Here is a 14,498-nt window from a genome sequence, read left to right as displayed (position 1 = left end):
ATTGCCGGAGGTTCATTATGTCTATATTCTCCGACATATGGAAATGAAAAACGCGCTCGACACCTTTGCTGCACTCTCTCAGGAAACCCGTTTGGAGGTTTTTCGGCTTCTTGTGCGCCATGAGCCCCAGGGACTGGCCGCGGGCGAAATTGCCCGCCAATTGGCGGTCCCTCACAACACCATGTCAGCTCATCTTGGGGTGCTGACCCGAGCGCATCTGGCGGTATCTCAGAGGCAGGGTCGCTCCATCATCTACCGAGCGAACCTTGATCATATGAAGAAGACGGTTCAGTTCTTGGTACGCGATTGTTGCGCTGGCCACCCGGAAGTATGCGAGCCGCTAATGGCTGCTTTGTCAGGATGCTCCCCCACCACAGAAGAGAATCAACCAGCATGAAAATCCAGATTTATCACAACCCGAAATGCGGCACCTCTCGTAACACCCTGGCGATGATAGTGGCTTCTGGCGAAACACCGGAAGTCATCGAATATCTCCAGACGCCGCCGACGCGGGAGCGTCTGGTCGAGCTGATCGCAAGTATGGGAATACCAGCGCGAGCACTCCTGCGCCAGAAAGGCACCCCCTACGATGAACTCAACCTGGGCGATGCCAGCTTGACGGATGAGCAGTTGATAGATGCCATGATGGAGCATCCGATCCTGATAAACCGGCCCATCGTGGTTACCGACAAGGGCGTACGGTTGTGTCGGCCTTCTGAGTTGGTCTTGGATTTGTTGGCCGAGCCGGTAAAGGAATTTACCAAGGAAGACGGTGAAGTCGTACGTTACGATGGGAAGGAAGCATGAGCAGCACCAGTCCTGTCGACGACTTACCCAATATTGATCCGGATGAACTACACCCTATCAATATTGACGCGCTGGCTCACCCGGATGATCCTCGCCATCCACCGCGCATTCTGATGCTCTACGGGTCCCTACGCGAGCGCTCTTTCTCACGGCTCGTTTCCGAGGAAGCGGCTCGACTGCTCCGCTGGTACGGATGCGAGGTGCGCACCTTCAATCCATCCGGCCTGCCCCTGCCGGACGATGCGGATGCCGAGCACCCGAAGGTGCAGGAGCTGCGCGAGCTTACCCAGTGGTCGGAGGGGATGATGTGGGTCAGTCCAGAACGCCACGGGGCCATGACCGGCATCATGAAAACGCAGATTGACTGGATTCCGCTGGCATTGGGCGGCGTGAGGCCAACCCAGGGCAAAACGCTGGCAGTGATGGAGGTCTCGGGCGGGAGTCAGAGTTTCAATGCGGTTAATCAAATGCGCATCCTCGGACGCTGGATGCGGATGATCACCATCCCGAATCAATCTTCAGTACCCAAGGCTTTTACCGAGTTCGATGATGAAGGCCGGATGAAGCCATCACCACTGTATTTGCGCATCGTGGATGTCTGTGAAGAACTGGTGAAGTTCACCTGGCTCACAAGGGGCCGATCCAGCTATCTCACCGATCGTTATTCTGAGCGCGTGGAAACTGCTGAAGCCGTATCCCGGCGCGTCAATCAAGTCAGTCTCTGAATCACAGGACGTTTCATGTTGGCACTTGCTGTATTTGCGATCACTCTCGTGCTGGTGATCTGGCAACCCAGAGGGTTGGGTATCGGCTGGAGCGCGCTCGGTGGGGCTCTGGTTGCGCTGCTGCTGGGCGTCGTCCAGTGGACGGATGTCGAAGTGGTCTGGAATATCGTCTGGGACGCGACCTTCACCTTCGTCGCGCTGATCATCATTTCATTGATACTGGACGCCGCCGGTTTCTTTACCTGGGCCGCCCTGCACGTCGCTCGCTGGGGTAATGGCAAGGGGCATATGCTGTTTCCGCTGATCGTGGTGCTGGGGGCCCTCATAGCTGCATTCTTTGCCAATGATGGGGCGGCGTTGCTTCTGACCCCCATAGTGATCGCCATTCTGTTGCGGTTGAACTTCCCCCCGCCTGCCGCTTTTGCTTTCATCATCGCTACCGGCTTTGTCGCTGACACTACCAGCCTGCCTCTGGTGATCTCCAATCTGGTGAATATCGTCAGCGCCAATTACTTCGATATCGGCTTTGATCGTTATGCTGTCGTCATGGTGCCGGTCAATCTGGTGTCGCTGGCGGCCACCCTGATGGTGCTCTGGCTGGTGTTTGGGCGGCAGATACCTGGACATTATTCGGTCGCTGCGCTGGACCCGCCCCATTCCGCAATCAGGGATATGCTGGTGTTTCGCGCAGCTTTCCCCATCCTTCTGCTGCTGCTTATTGCCTATTTCGTTACAGCGCCGTTGGGAGTGGCCATATCGCTGGTGACCGGCACCGCTGCGCTTTTGCTGATGGCGATTGCGGGGCGCTGGTGGAAGAAAGGTGAGGGCGCTGTGGTTTCGGTAAGCCACGCCCTGCGCCACGCGCCATGGCAGATCGTACTGTTCTCGATGGGGATGTATATGGTGGTCTATGGTCTGGGCAATGCTGGTCTGACCAACCTGGGAGCTGCCGCCCTCCATTGGCTTGCGCAACAGGGTGATCTGGTCGCGACGGTGGGCACCGGATTCCTCTCGGCCGTGGTGGCCTCCATCATGAACAACATGCCGTCGACTTTGGTGGGCGCACTGGCCATCGACCAGGCGCAGGTTTCGGCAACGACCCGGGAGCTGATGATCTACGCCAATATCATAGGTAATGATCTGGGCCCGAAATTCACGCCCATTGGCAGCCTGGCAACGCTGCTGTGGCTACATGTTCTGGCGGACAAGGGCTACCGGATCACCTGGGGGCAATACATGAAGATTGGCTTGCTGATCACCCCGCCGGTTCTGTTCGCTACCCTCTTGGCCCTTGCCTGGTGGTTACCGGCCATCGCCGTCCATCAAGGGTAGCTCCAACAGCTTGCTCATTCCGGCTTCGGCAAGACCGGCGGCGTGGAGTCCATATAGGTAAGGAAATCCGCCCAGATCTGCAGGGTTCGCTGCCGGGTCAGCTGCAGAACGCAGTTCCCGGTCATGATGCCGCGGATGCTTCCGCCGGACCATTGCTGATAGACCGCATCGCAATAGGTCTTGCGGTAGTTCATCCAGGCGTCCTGGGACTCTTGCAGCAGGTCCACCACCGCCGGATCGTCGGAATAGCGCTGCAATGCCGCCTGCAGATATCGGCCGAGCTGTTCATCCGCTGCTGTCACCTGCTCGGCGATGCACAGGTTCATATCCAGGGTGGTGCCGGCGTGTTCCTCGCAGTCCGGGGGCTCCGCGTGAATGAAGGGGGTGAAGGCCAGCGGCAACAGCAACAGGTAGTTCTTCATGCACGGCTCCTCTGAGTCGGGGGCAACGCCATCAAGTATGGTACCGACCGCAGCCCTGGCCAATCCGGGGATCTGCCCGCGCTATCTGAAATCGTCCGTCAGGTCGCTGTCGCGCAGCACCTTCATCTCGTTCTCTTCATAGCTGAAGCCTTTCTCCAGGCGTGCCCTGAGCGTGAGGTCGGTGCGCGAGTCGGCGTGCTTGAGGGCTTCGTCGAGGCTGATGGCGCCGCTCTGGACCAGCTCGTAGAGGTGCTGGTCGAAGGTCTGCAGGCCCAGCTCGGCGCTGCGACTCATGGCGGATTTGATTTCCTCGAGCTCGTCCCGGGCGATCAGGTCGACGATATAGGGAGTGCGCAGCAGCAGTTCGACCGCAGCGACGCGCTTCTTCTCCACGCCGGGAACCAGGCGCTGGCCGATGACCGCAGCCAGGTTCATGGCAATGTCCCCGAGGACCTGATTGCGCGCTTCCTTGGGGAACATGTTGACCATGCGCTCAACGGCCTGTGAGGCGTTTGTAGCGTGCAGCGTGGCCAGTACCAGGTGACCGGTATCACTGTAGTGCAGCGCGTGCTGCATGGTCTCCAGATCGCGTATCTCGCCGATCATGATGACGTCCGGGGATTCGCGCAGGACGTTGCGCAGGGCCTCGGCAAAACTCATGGTATCGAGCCCGACTTCCCGCTGGTCGATGATGGCTTTCTGGTGCCGGTGCAGGAACTCGATCGGGTCTTCGATGCAGACAATGTGCCCGGCGCGGTTGGCGGTGCGGTAGTCGAGCATGGAGGCCAGGGTGGTCGATTTGCCGGAGCCGGCGGCGCCGACAACCAGAATCAGGCCGCGGTCGAGCATCACCAGCTTTTCCAGAACCGGGGGCAGCCCCAGCTCGGCGATACGCGGGATCTTGTTGTTGATGTGCCGCACCACCATGGCCACTTCGCCACGCTGGTAGTAGACGTTGACCCGGAAGCGCCCCGCATTGGGCACGCCCACCGCCAGGTTCATTTCCAGGGTGCGTTCGAACTCGGCAATCTGCTTCTGACTCATCAGCTGGTAGGCCAGCTGCTTGACCTCGCCCGGGCCCAGAGGCTTTTCCTCAAGCGGGTGATAGTGACCCTCGCGCTTGAGGGTGACCGGGGCACCTACACTGAAAAACAGGTCGGAGCCGTTGCGTTCGGAAAGCGCGTGCAGATAACGGAAGACGTCCATGGAATGACACTGTCCTGACTGAAATCAACCCTGAGCATAGCTCAGCGCTGCTGGATCTCGAGCATGGTCTGCTGCACCCAGTTTTCGGCCTGCTTGTGAGCCTCGACTATGGAACGCGGGTCCTGCCCCTTGGGATAGATGGCCGGCCCGATATGCACCTGTACGGTGCCGGAGCGCTTGCCCCAGCCGCGGCGCGGCCAGAACTCGCCGGCGTTGTGTGCCACCGGCACTATGGGCGCGTTGTTGGCGCAGGCCAGTGCGGCGCCACCGCGGCTGAACCTGATCGGCTCACCGGGGGCGACACGGGTCCCCTCGGGGAATACCAGTACCCAGAGGCCTTCGCGCAGCCGTTGACCGCCGATACGGTTGAGCTGCTGCAGGGAGCTGCGGGCCTTGCTGCGGTTGATGGCGATGGGTTTCATCAGGGCAAACGCCCAGCCGAAGAAGGGAACGTACAGCAGCTCCTTCTTGATCAGTTGGGTCTGGGGTGCGAATACCAGTTGCAGGAAGAAGGTTTCCCAGGTGCTCTGGTGGTTGGCGAGGATTACGCCGGGCCGGTCAGGGATGTTCTCCAGTCCGGTAACCCGGTAGTTGATGCCAACCACTGTCCTGGCCAGCCAGATGGCCAGGCGACACCAGCACTGCAGCACCAGCTTGAAGCGCAGCCGGTACGGCAGGAAGGCGCCGATCAGGATCATGGGGATGGCCCAGAGCACGGCGCTGGTGGACAGCAGCAGGTAGAACAGGATGACACGCAGGCCCATGAACACGGACATGATCAGTTTTCCAGCAGGTGAGAGACAACGGCAGCCAGATTATCGAACACGCGGGTACCTTCTGGCAGTGCCTTTTGTTCGGTTTGTGCGCCCTTTCCGGTGCGTACCAGATAGGGGCGGCAGCCGACCGCTGCGCCGGCCTGAAGATCACGCAGACTGTCGCCGACGGTGGGCACGCCGTCGAGGGAGACCTGATAGTGCTCGGCGATGCTGCGGAACAGGCCGGACAACGGTTTTCGGCAGCTGCAGCCGTCATCGGGACCGTGCGGACAGTGACGGATCAGATCGACCCGGCCGCCCTGCTCCGCGACCAGTTCGCGCAGGCGGCGGTGCATGGCTTCCAGGGTTTCTTCGCTGAAATAGCCCCGGGCCAGGCCGGACTGGTTGGTGGCCACTGCCACTGTCCAGCCGGCCTTGCTCAGGCGGGCGATGGCTTCAATGGAACCCGGCAGGGGAATCCATTCCTCGACCGATTTCACGAAGGCGTCGGAGTCCTCGTTGATGACCCCGTCGCGGTCCAGAATGATCAGCTTCATCCGAGCAGCGAGATATCGGCCACGCCCAGGAACAGGCCCCGCAGACGAGCCAGCAATGCATAGCGGTTGGCGCGGATGCGCTCATCCTCGGCATTGACCAGAACCTGATCGAAGAAGGCATCCACCGGCTCGCGCAGGGCAGCCAGACGGTTCAGCGTGGCGCTGTACTGGCGTTGCCGGGCCAGCGGTGCCACAGCGGCCTCGGCGTCGCTCAGGGCGGCGGCCAGTGTCTGTTCGGCGGTTTCGCTGAGCAGTTGCTGATCCACCGTGCCGGGTACCGTGCTGTCGGCCTTGGCGAGGATGTTGGCTACCCGCTTGTTGGCTGCCGCCAGCGCCTCGGCCTCCGGCAGACGGCGGAAGGCCTGGACCGCCTGCACGCGCTGATCGAAGTCCAGCGGCGAGTCCGGGTGTACCGAGCGTACCGACTGGTACACGGCCACATCGATGCCCTCGTCCTCGTAGCGGGCGCGCAGGCGGTCGAAGATGAAGTCCTGCACCTGGTCGACCAGACCGTCGCTCTTCACGGCGCTGCCGTACTGGTTGACGGCGGTCTGCAGTGCGGTGTGCAGGTCCAGCTCCAGCTGCTTCTCGATCAGGATGCGCAGCACACCCAGCGCCGCCCGGCGCAGGGCGTAGGGGTCCTTGCTGCCGGTCGGCAGCATGCCGATACCGAAGATGCCGGCCAGGGTGTCCAGCTTGTCGGCCAGGGCTACCGCCGCGCCGGTCAGGGTGCTGGGCAGCTCGGCGCCGGCACCCCGGGGCATGTACTGCTCGTTCAGGGCCAGCGCCACATCCTCGGCCTCGCCGTCATGACGGGCGTAATAGTAGCCGGCAATACCCTGCAGCTCGGGGAACTCGCCGACCATCTCGCTGGCCAGGTCGCACTTGCTCAGCAGACCGGCACGGGCCGCGTTGGCCGGGTTGCCGCCGATGCTCTCGGCAATGAAGGCGGCCAGGCTGGATACGCGCAGGGCCTTGTCATAGACGCTGCCCAGCTGGGCCTGGAAGACCACGTTGGCCAGCCGCTGATTGTTTTCCTCGAGCCGGTGTTTCTTGTCCTGCTGGAAGAAGAACTCGGCGTCGGTCAGACGCGGGCGCACCACCTTCTCGTTGCCGGCGATGATCTGCGCCGGGTCGGTGCTCTCGATGTTGGCTACGGTGATGAAGCGCGGCAGCAGCTTGCCCTCGGCATCCAGCAGGCAGAAGTACTTCTGGTTGTCCTGCATGGTGGAGATCAATGCCTCCTGGGGCACTTCGAGGAAGCGTTCCTCGAAGCTGCAGACCAGCGGCACCGGCCATTCGACCAGGGCGGTCACCTCATCCAGCAGGCTGTCCGGCACGATGGCACTGCCCTGCTGCTCGGCGGCCAGCTCGCTGACGCGGCGGCTGATCAGCTCGCGGCGCTCGGCGAAATCGGCGATGACGTGGGCCTTGCGCAGGTCATCCGCATAGCTGGCCGGGCTGCTGATGCTGACCGCAGCAGGATGGTGGAAGCGGTGGCCGCGGGATTCGCGACCGGCCTCGCGGGACAGGATCCGGCAGGGGATCACATCCTCGCCCAGCAGCATCACCAGCCACTGGGTGGGGCGTACGAATTCGGTCTTGCCGGCACCCCAGCGCATGCGCTTGGGAATCGGCAGATCGGCCAGGGCCTGGTCGACGATACCCGGCAGCAGTGCGTTGGCCGGCTGACCGGGAATGGTCTGCACGAAGCGCAGGCGCGGTCCGCTCTGGTCCAGCTCGCTCAGCTCGACCCCGCACTTGCGGGCAAAGCCCAGGGCCGCCGGGGTCGGCTGACCGTCGGCGCCGAAGGCGGCCTGCAGCGGCGGGCCGTCCATCTGCTGGGTGCGGTCCGGCTGCTGGGTAGCCAGTTGCTCGACGCGCACGGCAAGCCGGCGGGGAGCGGCGTAATGACGGGCCGCCCGGTAGCCCAGGCCGGCTTCCTTCAGACCCTTCTCGACACCGGCGAGGAAGGCCTCGGCGAGCTGTCTGAGGGCCTTGGGGGGCAGTTCTTCGGTGCCCAGTTCAACCAGAAAATCCTGTGCCTGCATCATTCGGCCTCCTTCAGTCTGGCCAGTACTTCGTCACGCAGCTCCGGGGTGGCCATGGGGAAGCCGAGGCGGGCGCGGGCGTGCAGATAGGCGTGGGCGATCGAGCGTGCCAGGGTGCGTACCCGCAGGATGTAACGCTGGCGCTCGGTCACCGAGATGGCCCGGCGGGCGTCCAGCAGGTTGAAGGTGTGCGAGGCCTTCATGACCATTTCATAGGCCGGCAGCGGCAACTCGGCCTCGATCAGCCGGTTGGCTTCGCTTTCATAGAAGCTGAACAGCTCGAACAGCTTCTCGACGTTGGCCTGCTCGAAGTTGTAGGTCGACTGCTCCACCTCGTTCTGGTGGAACACGTCACCGTAGGTGACCTTGCCGAACTGGCCGTCGGAATAGACCAGATCGTAGACCGAATCCACGCCCTGCAGGTACATGGCCAGGCGCTCGAGACCGTAGGTGATCTCGCCGGTGACCGGGTAGCACTCGACCCCGCCGACCTGCTGGAAATAGGTGAACTGGGTCACTTCCATGCCGTTGAGCCAGACTTCCCAGCCCAGACCCCAGGCGCCCAGGGTGGGCGATTCCCAGTTGTCCTCGACGAAGCGGATGTCGTGCACCAGCGGGTCGATGCCGATGTGGCGCAGGGAGTCCAGATACAGCTCCTGGATATTGTCCGGGTTCGGCTTGAGCACCACCTGGAACTGGTAGTAGTGCTGCAGGCGGTTGGGGTTCTCGCCATAGCGGCCGTCGGCCGGACGGCGGCTGGGCTGGACATAGGCTGCGTTCCAGATTTCCGGGCCGATCGAGCGCAGGAAGGTGGCGGTATGGAACGTCCCTGCACCCACCTCCATGTCGTAGGGCTGCAGGATTACGCAGCCTTGTTCCGCCCAGTAGCTCTGCAGGGCGAGAATCAGGCCCTGGAAGGTCTGGGCAGCAGGATTGGTCTGTGTCACGTTTTTCACCGGTCAACTGTGAAGTAAAGGGCGAAGTATACATTCTGGCGGGACGGCATACAGCATGCCCGGCTATTTGTCGGCCCGTCATGCTGCTGCCCGGTGTAGCGCAGCGGCGCTACACCCCGGTCAGGTTCAACTGACCACCCGGTAACAGGGCGTGTAGGCGGTACCGTTGGGCAGCTTCATGCGCTGCTGGTCGACAAAGGCCTGCAGCAGGGCACCCAGCGGCTGCATGATCTGCGGATCACCGTGCAGCTCGTAGGGGCCGTACTGCTCGATCCGGCGTATGCCGTGTTCCTTGACGTTGCCCGCGACTATACCGGAGAAGGCCCGGCGCAGATTGGCGGCCAGCAGATGCGGGGGCGTGTCGCGGCGCAGCGCCAGGGCCGCCATGTTCTCGTGGGTCGGGTCAAAGGGATGTTGGAAGTCTTCGTCGATCTTCAGCAGCCAGTTGAAGTGGAAGGCATCGTTGCGTTCGCGGCGGAAGCGCTCGACCTCTATCAGCCCCTTCTTCATGTGGCGGGCGACCCGGGCGGGGTCCTCGATGATGATCTCGTAGCGGGTCTGGGCGGCGTTGCCCAGGGTGGCGCCGACGAAATCATGCAGCTGGTGCAGATAGTCCGCTGCGCTGCGCGGGCCGGTGAGGATCAGCGGGAACGGCAGTTCGGCATTGTCCGGGTGCAGCAGTATGCCCAGCAGGTAGAGGAACTCCTCGGCGGTACCCACGCCGCCGGGGAAGATGATGATGCCGTGCCCGACCCGGATGAAGGCCTCCAGGCGCTTCTCGATATCCGGCAGTATCACCAGCTCGTTGACTATGGGGTTGGGTGCTTCGGCGGCGATGATGCCCGGCTCGGTCAGCCCCAGGTAGCGGGCATCCAGCACGCGCTGCTTGGCATGGGCAATGGTGGCGCCCTTCATCGGTCCCTTCATCACGCCCGGGCCGCAGCCGGTGCAGATGTCGAAGTTGCGCAGGCCCAGCTCATGCCCTACCCGCTTGCTGTACTTGTACTCCTGGTCGTTGACCGAGTGCCCGCCCCAGCACACCACCATCCGCGGTTCCACGCCCGGGGTCAGGGCGCGGGCGTTGCGCAGCAGGTGGAACACATAATCGGTGATGCCGCTGGAGGTGCTCAGGTCCGCCCGGTTGTTGTGCAGCTCGCTCTCGGTGTAGACGATATCGCGCAGGGCGCTGAACAGCATCTCGCGGACACTGGAGATCATGTGCCCGTCGACGAAGGCGTGGGCCGGGGCGTTGCGCAGCTCCAGGCAGACGCCGCGATCGAGCTGATGGATGAATACCTCGAAATCGGCGTAGGCTTCGAGGATGCTGCGTGCATCGTCCACCCGTACGCCGGTATTGAGGATCGCCAGCGCACACTGGCGGAACAGCTGATAGGTACTGCCGGAACCGACTTCACTGAGTTTGCGCACTTCGCGCTGGGACAGCACTTCCATGCTGCCCCGGGGGGTTACTGTGGCGTGAATCTTGTGTGCAGGCATTGTTGCTTCCGTTTGATCTGGACGGTCATATTACGCCATAGCCGGCCCCAGGGTGCAGAGCCGACCGTGCGCGTCGGCGTTTCGACGACTAGGATTATCCGGTCGTTCCCTTCAGGTGCCTGCCATGCCCGTCGATGTCCCTGCCCCCTGCCGTTGTCGGTGGTGTACCACTGACCCGCTCTACCAGCGCTACCACGATCAGGAGTGGGGCGTGCCCAGCCGGGACCCCGGGCACCTGTTCGAGATGCTGGTGCTCGAAGGCCTGCAGGCGGGCCTGTCGTGGATCACCATCTTGCGCAAGCGCGAGCGTTACCGGGAGGTCTACCGCGGCTTCGATGTCCGGTTCATGGCGGCGCAGACGGACGCCGAACTGGACCAGCTGGCGGAGGACCCCGGCATCATCCGCAATCGCCTGAAGCTGCGGGCGGCACGGCAGAATGCGAAGGCCTGGCTGAGGCTGGCCGGGGAACAGGATCCGGTCGACTGGCTCTGGCAGTTCGTCGGTGGAAAGCCGCAGATCAATCATTTCGCCGACCACGGCCAGGTGCCGGTCACCACGCCGGAGGCCCGGGCCATGAGCCGTGCACTGAAACAGGCCGGCTTCAGTTTCGTTGGTCCTACCATCTGCTACGCATTCATGCAGGCGACCGGGATGGTTATGGACCATACTCAGGACTGCTTCCGCTATCCGGAACTGGGCGGCAAGACCGGTGCCGCCCCACAACAACAATGAACGAGAACGAGGGGAGAGCTACATGCGACTGACCAGACGACTCGGCCTGCTCGCCGCTGCCGCTACGCTGACCATCACCACCGCCGTCAGCGCGGCACCGACCTACATCAACATCCTCACCGGCGGTACCAGCGGGGTCTACTACCCCATCGGTGTGGCCATTTCCCAGCTCTACGGCAAGATTGACGGCGCCAGGCCCTCGGTTCAGGCGACCAAGGCCTCGGTGGAGAATCTCAATCTGCTGCAAAGCGGTCGTGGCGAACTGGCCTTTGCGCTGGGCGACTCGGTATCCGATGCCTGGAACGGCGTCGAGGATGCCGGTTTCCGGGCGCCGCTCACCAAGCTGCGGGCCATTGCCGGGACCTACAACAACTACATCCAGGTGGTCGCCAGTGCCGAATCGGGCATCCGCAGCCTGGAGGATCTCAAGGGCAAACGCATCTCCGTCGGCGCACCGAAATCCGGCACCGAGCTCAATGCCCGGGCGATCTTCGCCGCCGCCGGCCTGAGCTACGATGACATGCGCCGGGTCGAGTTCCTGCCCTATGCCGAATCGGTGGAGCTGATCAAGAACCGCCAGCTCGATGCCACGCTGCAATCCTCGGGTCTGGGCATGGCAGCCATCCGCGATCTTGCCAGCACCATGCCGGTGACCTTCGTTGCCATTCCCGCCGAGGTGGTGGAAAAGATCGATAACGCCGCCTATCAGCCCGGGGTGATCCCCGCCGGCACCTACGACGGTCAGGACGAGGATGTGCCCACCGTGGCCATCACCAATATTCTGGTCAGTCATGAAGGGGTAGATGAGGAGACGGCCTATCAGATGACCAGGCTGATCTTCGATAACCTCGACGCCCTGGGCAACGCCCATTCCGCCGCCAAGGCAATCAGCCTGGATAACGCGGCGCAGAACCTGCCCATCCCACTGCATCCGGGGGCGGAGAGGTACTATCGGGAAGCAGGCATTCTGCAATAACCGGCGGCAGGGGGTAGCCCATGAGCGAGTATCAGGGGCTCCACGCGAGCCCCGCCGAGTGGCCCAGGGCCCTGTTCTACGTGGCCCTGGCATTTTCCTGTTACCAGATCATCACCGCCGCTTTTCACCCGGTTTCCACGCAGGTGTTGCGGGCCGGGCACGTCGGTTTTCTGCTGATGCTGGTGTACCTGGTCTACCCGGTGCGTGGCAACGACCGGCCCTGGCAGCCCCTGGCCTGGGTTCTGGCCCTGGCGGGCATGGCGACCTTCTTCTATCAGTGGTACTTCGAGGCCGATCTGATTCAGCGTTCAGGTGATCTGACCACGGCGGACATGGTCATCGGTCTGGTGCTGATAGCGCTGGTATTCGAGGCCGCGCGTCGGGTGATGGGCGTTGCCCTGCCGATCATCTGCGGGCTGTTCCTGGCCTACGGCCTGTTCGGCGAGCACCTGCCCGGAGAGCTGGCGCACCGTGGCTATGGTATCGATCAGGTCATCAACCAGCTGGCCTTCGGTACCGAGGGGTTGTACGGCACACCCACCTACGTGTCGGCTACCTATATTTTCCTGTTCATCCTGTTCGGCTCCTTCCTCGAGCAGGCCGGGATGATCCGCCTGTTTACCGATTTCGCCATGGGTCTGTTCGGTCACCGTGCCGGCGGGCCGGCCAAGGTGTCGCTGGTGTCTTCGGCGCTGATGGGTACCATTACCGGCTCGGGGGTCGCCAACGTGGTGACCACCGGGCAGTTCACCATCCCGCTGATGAAGCGCTTCGGCTACAAGTCCGCCTTCGCCGGTGGGGTGGAGGCCACCTCGAGCATGGGCAGTCAGATCATGCCCCCGGTCATGGGCGCGGTCGCCTTCATCATGGCCGAGACCATCAACGTGCCCTATGTGGAGGTGGCTAAGGCGGCACTGCTTCCGGCCCTGCTGTACTTCGGCTCGGTGTTCTGGATGGTGCATCTGGAGGCCAGGCGCTCTCAGCTCAACGGGTTGCCGAAGGATGAATGCCCCAGTGCCTGGGATGCGGTGCGCCAGCGCTGGTTCCTGCTGATCCCCCTGTTCGTGCTGATCTGGCTGCTGTTCTCCGGGCGCACGCCCATGTTCGCCGGTACCGTGGGTCTGGCCCTGACGGCCATAGTGATCCTCGGCTCGGCGCTGATCCTGCGGCTGTCCTCCACCGCCCTGCGGGTGGCGTTCTGGGTAGCGCTCGGCATTGTCTGCGCGGGATTCTTCCAGCTCGGCATCGGCGTGATCTTCGGTGTCATCGCCGTGCTGGTGGCTGCCTGCTGGTTCGTCCGCGGCGGCCGGGAGACCCTGCGGGTATGCCTGCAAGCGCTGGTGGAGGGGGCACGCCATGCGGTGCCGGTGGGTATCGCCTGCGTGCTGGTGGGCGTGATCATCGGCATCGTTTCGCTGACCGGGGTCGCCTCCACCTTTGCTGGCTATATTCTGGCCATAGGTCAGGACAACCTGTTCCTGTCTCTGCTGCTGACCATGCTGACCTGTCTGGTGCTGGGCATGGGCATTCCGACCATTCCCAACTACATCATCACCAGCTCGATCGCGGCTCCGGCGCTGCTGGATCTGGGCGTGCCGCTGATTGTCTCGCACATGTTCGTGTTCTATTTCGGCATCATGGCCGACCTCACTCCGCCGGTGGCCCTGGCCTGCTTCGCCGCCGCGCCGATCGCCCGGGAGAGTGGTCTGAAGATCAGCCTGTGGGCCATCCGCATTGCGGTGGCCGGCTTCGTTGTCCCCTTCATGGCGGTCTACAGTCCGGCGCTGATGATGCAGGGGGGCGATCTCTGGGCGACGCTGTACATGCTGTGCAAGGCAGGTTTTGCGATCGGCCTCTGGGGCATCGTGTTCACCGGTTATCTGGCCCAGCGTCTGCGCTGGTGGGAGGCGCCGCTGGGCCTGCTGGCCGGGGCGCTGATGATCCTCGCTCTGCCGGTTACCGATGAACTGGGCTTAGGCCTCGGACTGCTGTTTGTCATCCAGCATCTGTGGCGCGCCCGGCGTGCTCGGCAGACCGCATGATGCAACTCTGCCTGGGCCTGGCGGGGGTGATCTGGGCCCAGCTGCCGGTGACCGGCTTCACCCTGGCCTGGCAGCACAGCGTCGAGCAGATCCGCTGGGAGGAGGACTATCGCCTGGAGCCGGCCGGGCTGCGCCTGCATGAGGCGCGGGTGCGCGGCAGTGGAGCCGGTATGGAGATCCCCGAGGATGCCGTGCTGCGTGACGGCAGCTGGCATTACCGGCCGCAGCTGGCCCCCCTGGCCCAGCTTCGGCTGGCGCGCAGCACGGCCGAGCGGGCCGCTGACTACCAGCTGTGTACTGCGGGCCAGTGTCGGGCATTGGCTCACTGGCTGGGACCGCCGAGTGCCGGGCAGCCGGTGGTCGAACTGTGGAGCTGCGCCCCGGCGGTGGGCTGAGGCCGAAGGGCAGGCTACAATGGCGCTTTTTGCAGAAATGGGGT

General features: G+C 63.1%; 15 protein-coding genes. 8 read left to right on the top strand and 7 right to left on the bottom strand.

Going from position 1 to position 14,498, the window contains the following annotated elements; all coding sequences use genetic code 11:
- The first annotated feature begins 37 nt into the window (after positions 1 to 37).
- From VF673_RS05905 to VF673_RS05890, 4 genes are read left to right on the top strand one after another with little or no spacing between them, the layout of a single operon-like run.
- A complete protein-coding gene (locus tag VF673_RS05905; protein WP_440291391.1) occupies positions 38 to 397 on the top strand; it encodes an ArsR/SmtB family transcription factor in 360 nt (119 codons plus the stop codon).
- A complete protein-coding gene (gene arsC / locus VF673_RS05900; protein ID WP_090539483.1) occupies positions 394 to 807 on the top strand; it encodes an arsenate reductase (glutaredoxin) in 414 nt (137 codons plus the stop codon). Before VF673_RS05905 ends, arsC begins: the two co-directional genes overlap by 4 nt.
- Positions 804 to 1,532, top strand: coding sequence for an arsenical resistance protein ArsH (gene arsH / locus VF673_RS05895; protein WP_440291252.1), 729 nt, complete (start codon positions 804 to 806; stop codon positions 1,530 to 1,532). Before arsC ends, arsH begins: the two co-directional genes overlap by 4 nt.
- 15 nt (positions 1,533 to 1,547) lie before the next feature.
- Positions 1,548 to 2,864, top strand: coding sequence for an arsenic transporter (locus tag VF673_RS05890; RefSeq protein WP_440291251.1), 1,317 nt, complete (start codon positions 1,548 to 1,550; stop codon positions 2,862 to 2,864).
- A gap of 14 nt (positions 2,865 to 2,878) precedes the next feature.
- Here the strand turns inward: VF673_RS05890 and VF673_RS05885 are convergent, their stop codons facing one another.
- The 7 genes from VF673_RS05885 to ppnN form a co-directional block, all read right to left on the bottom strand.
- The gene (locus tag VF673_RS05885; protein WP_090539490.1) at positions 2,879 to 3,286 is read right to left on the bottom strand and encodes a lysozyme inhibitor LprI family protein; all 408 of its coding nucleotides are present in this window, start codon (positions 3,284 to 3,286) and stop codon (positions 2,879 to 2,881) included.
- 81 nt (positions 3,287 to 3,367) lie between these two features.
- Positions 3,368 to 4,492: a PilT/PilU family type 4a pilus ATPase gene (locus VF673_RS05880; RefSeq protein ID WP_090539492.1), complete on the bottom strand. Its 1,125-nt coding sequence runs from the start codon at positions 4,490 to 4,492 to the stop codon at positions 3,368 to 3,370.
- A gap of 41 nt (positions 4,493 to 4,533) precedes the next feature.
- On the bottom strand, positions 4,534 to 5,268 hold the full coding sequence (locus VF673_RS05875) for a lysophospholipid acyltransferase family protein (protein ID WP_440291250.1): 735 nt from the start codon (positions 5,266 to 5,268) through the stop codon (positions 4,534 to 4,536).
- Positions 5,269 to 5,270: 2 nt separating this feature from the next.
- Positions 5,271 to 5,804, bottom strand: coding sequence for a D-glycero-beta-D-manno-heptose 1,7-bisphosphate 7-phosphatase (gene gmhB / locus VF673_RS05870; RefSeq protein WP_440291249.1), 534 nt, complete (start codon positions 5,802 to 5,804; stop codon positions 5,271 to 5,273).
- Positions 5,801 to 7,855 (bottom strand): glycine--tRNA ligase subunit beta, encoded by a 2,055-nt coding sequence (gene glyS, locus VF673_RS05865; RefSeq protein ID WP_440291390.1) that lies wholly within the window; start codon positions 7,853 to 7,855, stop codon positions 5,801 to 5,803. Before glyS ends, gmhB begins: the two co-directional genes overlap by 4 nt.
- Positions 7,855 to 8,802 (bottom strand): glycine--tRNA ligase subunit alpha, encoded by a 948-nt coding sequence (gene glyQ / locus VF673_RS05860; protein ID WP_090539497.1) that lies wholly within the window; start codon positions 8,800 to 8,802, stop codon positions 7,855 to 7,857. The genes glyS and glyQ overlap by 1 nt, the downstream gene beginning before the upstream one ends.
- 135 nt (positions 8,803 to 8,937) lie before the next feature.
- Positions 8,938 to 10,308, bottom strand: coding sequence for a nucleotide 5'-monophosphate nucleosidase PpnN (ppnN, locus tag VF673_RS05855; protein WP_440291248.1), 1,371 nt, complete (start codon positions 10,306 to 10,308; stop codon positions 8,938 to 8,940).
- 124 nt (positions 10,309 to 10,432) lie between these two features.
- On the opposite strand from ppnN, the gene VF673_RS05850 reads away from it, so the two are divergent.
- Genes VF673_RS05850 through VF673_RS05835 form a run of 4 tightly spaced genes read left to right on the top strand, consistent with a single transcriptional unit; the run spans position 10,433 to position 14,454 of the window.
- Entirely contained in the window at positions 10,433 to 11,041 is a 609-nt protein-coding gene (locus VF673_RS05850; protein WP_440291247.1) for a DNA-3-methyladenine glycosylase I, read from the top strand.
- A 22-nt stretch (positions 11,042 to 11,063) separates the two neighbouring features.
- Positions 11,064 to 12,017, top strand: a complete 954-nt coding sequence (locus VF673_RS05845; protein ID WP_090539503.1) for a TAXI family TRAP transporter solute-binding subunit — start codon at positions 11,064 to 11,066, stop codon at positions 12,015 to 12,017.
- A gap of 20 nt (positions 12,018 to 12,037) precedes the next feature.
- The gene (locus VF673_RS05840) at positions 12,038 to 14,059 is read left to right on the top strand and encodes a TRAP transporter permease (RefSeq protein WP_440291246.1); all 2,022 of its coding nucleotides are present in this window, start codon (positions 12,038 to 12,040) and stop codon (positions 14,057 to 14,059) included.
- On the top strand, positions 14,056 to 14,454 hold the full coding sequence (locus VF673_RS05835) for a DUF1850 domain-containing protein (protein ID WP_440291245.1): 399 nt from the start codon (positions 14,056 to 14,058) through the stop codon (positions 14,452 to 14,454). Before VF673_RS05840 ends, VF673_RS05835 begins: the two co-directional genes overlap by 4 nt.
- The last annotated feature ends 44 nt before the right edge of the window (positions 14,455 to 14,498 follow it).

The organism is Halopseudomonas sp. Lyrl_26 (assembly GCF_051948695.1).
Lineage (GTDB): Bacteria > Pseudomonadota > Gammaproteobacteria > Pseudomonadales > Pseudomonadaceae > Halopseudomonas > Halopseudomonas formosensis.
This window is presented reverse-complemented; position numbering and strand designations above follow the sequence as displayed.

Excerpts from the sequence above, each read along its gene's own strand:
- glyS (WP_440291390.1), bottom strand. The coding sequence starts at position 7,855 with ATGCAGGCACAGGATTTTCTGGTTGAACTGGGCACCGAAGAACTGCCC.
- arsC (WP_090539483.1), top strand. The coding sequence starts at position 394 with ATGAAAATCCAGATTTATCACAACCCGAAATGCGGCACCTCTCGTAAC.
- VF673_RS05835 (WP_440291245.1), top strand. The coding sequence starts at position 14,056 with ATGATGCAACTCTGCCTGGGCCTGGCGGGGGTGATCTGGGCCCAGCTG.
- VF673_RS05850 (WP_440291247.1), top strand. The coding sequence starts at position 10,433 with ATGCCCGTCGATGTCCCTGCCCCCTGCCGTTGTCGGTGGTGTACCACT.
- gmhB (WP_440291249.1), bottom strand. The coding sequence starts at position 5,804 with ATGAAGCTGATCATTCTGGACCGCGACGGGGTCATCAACGAGGACTCC.
- VF673_RS05880 (WP_090539492.1), bottom strand. The coding sequence starts at position 4,492 with ATGGACGTCTTCCGTTATCTGCACGCGCTTTCCGAACGCAACGGCTCC.
- VF673_RS05840 (WP_440291246.1), top strand. The coding sequence starts at position 12,038 with ATGAGCGAGTATCAGGGGCTCCACGCGAGCCCCGCCGAGTGGCCCAGG.
- VF673_RS05885 (WP_090539490.1), bottom strand. The coding sequence starts at position 3,286 with ATGAAGAACTACCTGTTGCTGTTGCCGCTGGCCTTCACCCCCTTCATT.
- VF673_RS05890 (WP_440291251.1), top strand. The coding sequence starts at position 1,548 with ATGTTGGCACTTGCTGTATTTGCGATCACTCTCGTGCTGGTGATCTGG.
- VF673_RS05905 (WP_440291391.1), top strand. The coding sequence starts at position 38 with ATGGAAATGAAAAACGCGCTCGACACCTTTGCTGCACTCTCTCAGGAA.
- arsH (WP_440291252.1), top strand. The coding sequence starts at position 804 with ATGAGCAGCACCAGTCCTGTCGACGACTTACCCAATATTGATCCGGAT.
- VF673_RS05875 (WP_440291250.1), bottom strand. The coding sequence starts at position 5,268 with ATGTCCGTGTTCATGGGCCTGCGTGTCATCCTGTTCTACCTGCTGCTG.
- VF673_RS05845 (WP_090539503.1), top strand. The coding sequence starts at position 11,064 with ATGCGACTGACCAGACGACTCGGCCTGCTCGCCGCTGCCGCTACGCTG.
- ppnN (WP_440291248.1), bottom strand. The coding sequence starts at position 10,308 with ATGCCTGCACACAAGATTCACGCCACAGTAACCCCCCGGGGCAGCATG.